We start from the raw sequence: 4,770 nt of genomic DNA on the forward strand, positions 1-4,770 counted from the left end.
GGCCCGAGGCGATCCGCGCCCGTCTCGCGGCCTCCGTCGCGGGCCTGCTGGACGCCGGCGGCCTCGATCCGGAGCGCCTGCACCAGGAGGCGGTGATGATGGCGGCCAAGGCCGACGTCCGCGAGGAGCTCGACCGCCTGCGCGCCCACCTCGAAGCGGTGTCCGAGCTCCTGGCGGCGGGCGGCGCGATCGGGCGGCGCCTCGATTTCCTGGCCCAGGAGCTTGGGCGCGAGGCCAACACCCTGTGCGCCAAGGCCAACGACGTGGCGCTGTCGCGAATCGGACTCGACTTGAAGGCCGTGGTGGAGCAATTCCGCGAGCAGGTTCAGAACGTCGAGTAGCGGGACTGAGGCGATGGGCGCGCGAGACACGGCCGGGGCACGCGGATGACGGACGCCCCCTCCCCATCGGTCTCAGACTCGATCGCCCGCCGCGGGCTGATCCTGATCCTGTCCTCGCCGTCGGGCGCCGGCAAGACCACCCTGACGCGCGCCATCGCCGATGACGGCGGCTGGGGTCTCGACCTGTCGATCTCGGTGACGACCCGCGCCCGGCGCCCGTCCGAGATCGCCGGGCGCCACTACCATTTCATCGCGCGCGAAGCCTTCGACGACCTGCGCAGCCGGGACGACCTGCTCGAATGGGCCGAGGTCCACGGAAACTTCTACGGCACGCCGCGCCGCCCGGTGGAGAAGGTGCTCAGCGCCGGCCGGGACATGATCTTCGACATCGACTACCAGGGCACCCGCCAGGTCCGCTCCAAGCTCGCCGACGACGTGGTGACGGTGTTCATCCTGCCGCCGAGCCTGGAGGAGCTGCGCCACCGCCTGGAGCGCCGGGCCGAGGACAGCCCGGAGACCATCGAGAAGCGGCTCGCCAACGCCCGCGTCGAGATCCAGCGCTGGAGCGAGTACGACTACGTCATCGTCAACGACGACCTGCAGAACGCCTTCGACGCCCTGCGCGGCATCCTGGCCGCCGAGCGCCTCAAGCGCACGCGGCGGATCGGCCTCGAAGCCTTCGTCGACGGGCTGCTCGGGCGGGATCGCGAGGGCTGAGGCGGCCTGCGCCTCAGCCGCCCCCGCACGCGGCGGACGAATCCGGCGCGCACAGCCAGATCCGAAGCGCGTCGAACGTCGCGGTGCCGGTCGCCAGGGCGGCCGCCTCCGCCTCCGGATCGCCCGACAGGCGATCGAGCCGCGCGCGGAAGGCGTTCCACATCACGCCGGTCTGCCGGCCATGGGCGTGGTAATAGGCGAGGCCCGCCTGCGTCAGCCCGTGCACCGCGCCGATGTGCCGGCCGATGACTTGGCCGCCGAGCGTGGAGCCTTCGAGCACGTAGAGCGCCCCCATCGCCGCGGCTTCGTCCGCGAACGTCACGGCCGAGGGCCGGGGCAGGGTGGCGATCTCGGCGTCCGGCATCCCGAGATGGGCGAGGTCCGCCGCCAGCGCGGCGAAGCGCCGGCGCGGGCCCCAGAACGCCTCGTCGGCGAGCGCAAGCCCGATCGCCGGCTCGTAGGCCGCATGGAATCCATGGAAGCGGGCGAGCAGGGCGCGATACCCGGGCAGCGACGCGACGCGCGCCCGCCAGTCGAGCGCGTCCTCGAGACCCTGATGCGACGAGGCGGTGGCGGCGCGCAGCCGCTGGTGCAGGCTCACGCCGTGATCGTGAAGCAGGCGCCGGGCGCGTTGTCGACGTCGAGACGGGCGTTGATCTGGTCGAGCATCGCCCGGATCAGCTTCATCCCGAGCCCGACGCCGGTGCCGTTGGCGCGGGGCTTGGTCTCCGACCAGCCCTCGGGCAGGCCCTCGCCGTCGTCGCAGACGCGCAGCCGCACGCTGCCGGGGCCGTGGCCCGAAACGGTGACCGCCACGCGGCCGACGCCCTCGGGCTTGGCGGCGTACTTGAAGGCGTTGGTGACGAGCTCGGTGGCGATCAGCGAGAGCGCCACCGCCTTGCGGTAGGGCACCATCAGGCCGGGCTCGGCGGTGAGGTCGACGGCATGGCCGCCGCCCGCCATGCCGGCGAGGTCGGTGCAAAGCGCCTCGATGGTCTGGCCGAGGTCGACCTCCTCGACGTTCTCCGCCTGATACAGGCTGTCGTGGACGCGGGCGACGCTCATCACCCGGGCGGAGGTGTCGGCGAAGGCCTGCCGGGCAGCCGGATCGGAGACCTGACGCCGCTGCATCTGCAGGAAGGCCGAGACGATCTGCAACGAGTTCTTCACCCGGTGGTCGATCTCGCGGGTCAGGAGATCCTTCTGGGCGAGCAGGCGCTCCTTCTCGGCGAGGAGGCCGGTGAGCTCGTCGATCTTGCGGCGCTGGCGCAGGACGACGCCCTCGACCGCATGGGCGAGGGAGCCGGCCAGCGACACCTGCCAGTCGGCCCAGGGGCTGGCGAAGCCCGTGCGCTCCTCGACCCAGCGCTCGAACGAGCGCCGCGGCAGCACCGCGACGGGCCCGTTGCCGGCGAGCACCGGTTTCCGCGGATCGCCGCTCCACGTCACCGTGCTCGACACCTCCGGGCGGAACCAGAGCAGCAGGTTCCCGCGGGATTCGTCGACGAACGCGGCGAGCACGCCGCTCGCGATCTCGCGGTGCGGGGCGGCGGCGGGACACTGTGCGGAAAAGTTGGCGCTGGCATAGGTGGTCTCGCCCGGCGCCAGGATCTCCTTCAGCCAGTCGCCGATCGCGCGGACGGCCTCGTCCGGGGGCGTCGTGCCGATCAGGGTCGCGCGCGCGCCGGAGACGATCGCCGCACCGGTCGACCCGAACAGGTCGAGGAGGGTGGTCGAGCCGCCGGTCAGCGCCGCGACGAAGTCGTCCGACCGGGTCAGGCCGCGGACCAGGCGTCCTTCGGTGTCGAGATGGGCCTTGCGCTCGGTCCAGAGCCGGCGCGCCTCGATCTCCTGCACGCGCATGGCGAAGGCGTCGGTGAGCACGGTCGCGGCGGCGCGGGTCTCGGGCGCGACGTAGTGCGGGTGGCGGTGATGGCCGATCATCAGGCCCCACAGCCGCCCCTCGACCATGATCGAGATCGACATCGAGCCGTTCACGCCGAGGTTGCGCTGGTACTCCAGGTGGATCGGCGAGAGCGTGCGGTGCTGCGCGAAGGTGAGGTCGATCGGGCCGTTGCCGGCCGCCGGCGCCGCGACCAGGGGCACGGGCACCGAATCGCGATCGATCACGAAGCGGCTCTTGGCCTTGGTGTAGAGCGCGCGCGCCTGGGCCGGGATGTCGGAGGCCGGGAACCGCAGCCCGAGCAGGGCGCGCGACCAATCCGGCACCTTGTCCTCGGCGATCGCCTCGCCGTTCCAGTCCGCGTCGAAACGGTAGACCAGCACGCACTCGAAGCCGGTGAGCGCCCGGACCTCGAGCGCGGCGATGCGGGCGGCCCCGCTCAGCGTCTCGGCGGCCCGGAGGCGGGTGACGGCGAGTTCCGAGTCGGTCTGGGTCGCGACCCGGAAGTCCTCGGGATGCTCGGGCTCGAGCTCCAGCTCGACGATGACCCGGCCGGAATGGGCGTGGACGATGGCGTAGTAGCTGGCATGGTCGTCGCCCGCGAGCTTGAGCGTGCGGCGGATCGAGCGCCCGTCGTCGAGGGTGGCGCTGGCGAGGCGCTGGCGGATCGTCTCGACGAAGGCGGTCGGCAGGACCTCGGCCAGGGGCAGGCCGGCGATCCGCTCCGGCGCGCGGCTGAGCACGTCGCGGACGTTGGTGCTGTGGGCCAGGATCTCGAGCGTGCCGGCATCGGCCGCCAGCATCACCGCGTTCGGCTGGATCGAGCCCGGGATGTGGATCGGCTCGCGCTCGCAGAGCTGGGGATCGACCGGCTCGGCCCGGACGCGGCGGCCGATGGCGGCCATCACCGCCTCGCGCGACTGGCCCGCGCCGAGGGTCTCCACCGGGGTGATCGTGAGCCAGGTGACACCTTTGCCGCTCCGCATCCGCACGCGGGCGCGCAGGGGCTGCGGCATGCGCCCGAACACGAAGTCGAAGCTATCGTCGAGGTGCCCGCGGCGGGTGCCCGCGAGGAAGCGGCCGAAGAACCCGGGGACGTTGGTGCTCGGCACCACCTCGCGGAAGTAGTTGCGGCCGATCACGGCGGCGCTCGCGAGGCCCGAGAGCGCGCTCGCCCCCTCGCTGAACGACACGATCGTCCCGGCGGCGTCGAGCCCGATCACCCCGATATCGAGGCCATCGCGCTCTTCCGCCGTCAGGGCGTCGAGGTCGATCGCATTGCCCGCGGCAACGATCGTGGACATCAGGAATGGGACCGCGTCATCTGCGGCCCGGTATGACCCGTGGGACGGGCGGGCGCAATGGTATCCGCGATGCGGCAAGATGAAGGATCGGTCAGGACCGTCCGGCGTCCGGCGATCATCCCTTCAGCGGTTGTATAAGATCGGACAATGCGCTCGCAAGTCCCTCTTCGACGGTGGGATGGTAGATCGGCCGCGCCAGAAGGTCGTCGACGGTCCGTCCGTCGCCGATCGCGTGCGCCACGAGATGGGCGAGGTGCTCGCAGGACGGCCCGAGCATCTCGCCGCCGAGCAGGCGCCCGTCCCGATCCGCCCAGAGCCGGATGCCGCCCCGGTTGACGCCCTCGACCCGCGCCCGGCCCTGGTCGTCGAACGACATCCCGCCGACCACGCGCCCGTCGCCCGCCTCGGGATCGAACGGCGCACCGATGCTCGCCGCCTGCGGGTGGGTGAACACCATGGCGAGCGCCGGCCAGGGCTCCGGCGCTCGCCATGGTGTTCACCCACC

At 72.2% G+C, this 4,770-nt stretch carries 5 protein-coding genes; 2 read left to right on the plus strand and 3 right to left on the minus strand.

Features of this window, described 5'->3' with window-relative positions; genetic code table 11:
* Both FV223_RS20335 and gmk read left to right on the plus strand, forming a co-directional pair.
* The coding region (locus FV223_RS20335; protein ID WP_147728704.1) for a DUF1732 domain-containing protein at positions 1 to 341 on the plus strand (341 nt) is incomplete at its 5' end.
* 45 nt (positions 342 to 386) lie between these two features.
* On the plus strand, positions 387 to 1,058 hold the full coding sequence (gene gmk, locus FV223_RS20340; protein WP_147728705.1) for a guanylate kinase: 672 nt from the start codon (positions 387 to 389) through the stop codon (positions 1,056 to 1,058).
* A gap of 13 nt (positions 1,059 to 1,071) precedes the next feature.
* On the opposite strand, the gene FV223_RS20345 is transcribed toward gmk, so the two are convergent.
* From FV223_RS20345 to FV223_RS20355, 3 genes are all read right to left on the minus strand, one after another.
* Positions 1,072 to 1,659: a biliverdin-producing heme oxygenase gene (locus tag FV223_RS20345; RefSeq protein WP_147728706.1), complete on the minus strand. Its 588-nt coding sequence runs from the start codon at positions 1,657 to 1,659 to the stop codon at positions 1,072 to 1,074.
* A complete protein-coding gene (locus FV223_RS20350) occupies positions 1,656 to 4,265 on the minus strand; it encodes a histidine kinase dimerization/phosphoacceptor domain -containing protein (RefSeq protein ID WP_147728707.1) in 2,610 nt (869 codons plus the stop codon). The genes FV223_RS20345 and FV223_RS20350 overlap by 4 nt, the downstream gene beginning before the upstream one ends.
* Before the next feature lie 115 nt (positions 4,266 to 4,380).
* Positions 4,381 to 4,722, minus strand: a complete 342-nt coding sequence (locus FV223_RS20355; RefSeq protein WP_246689740.1) for a hypothetical protein — start codon at positions 4,720 to 4,722, stop codon at positions 4,381 to 4,383.
* Positions 4,723 to 4,770 lie beyond the last annotated feature (48 nt).

The organism is Methylobacterium sp. WL116, from assembly GCF_008039455.1.
In the GTDB taxonomy this organism is placed as follows: domain Bacteria; phylum Pseudomonadota; class Alphaproteobacteria; order Rhizobiales; family Beijerinckiaceae; genus Methylobacterium.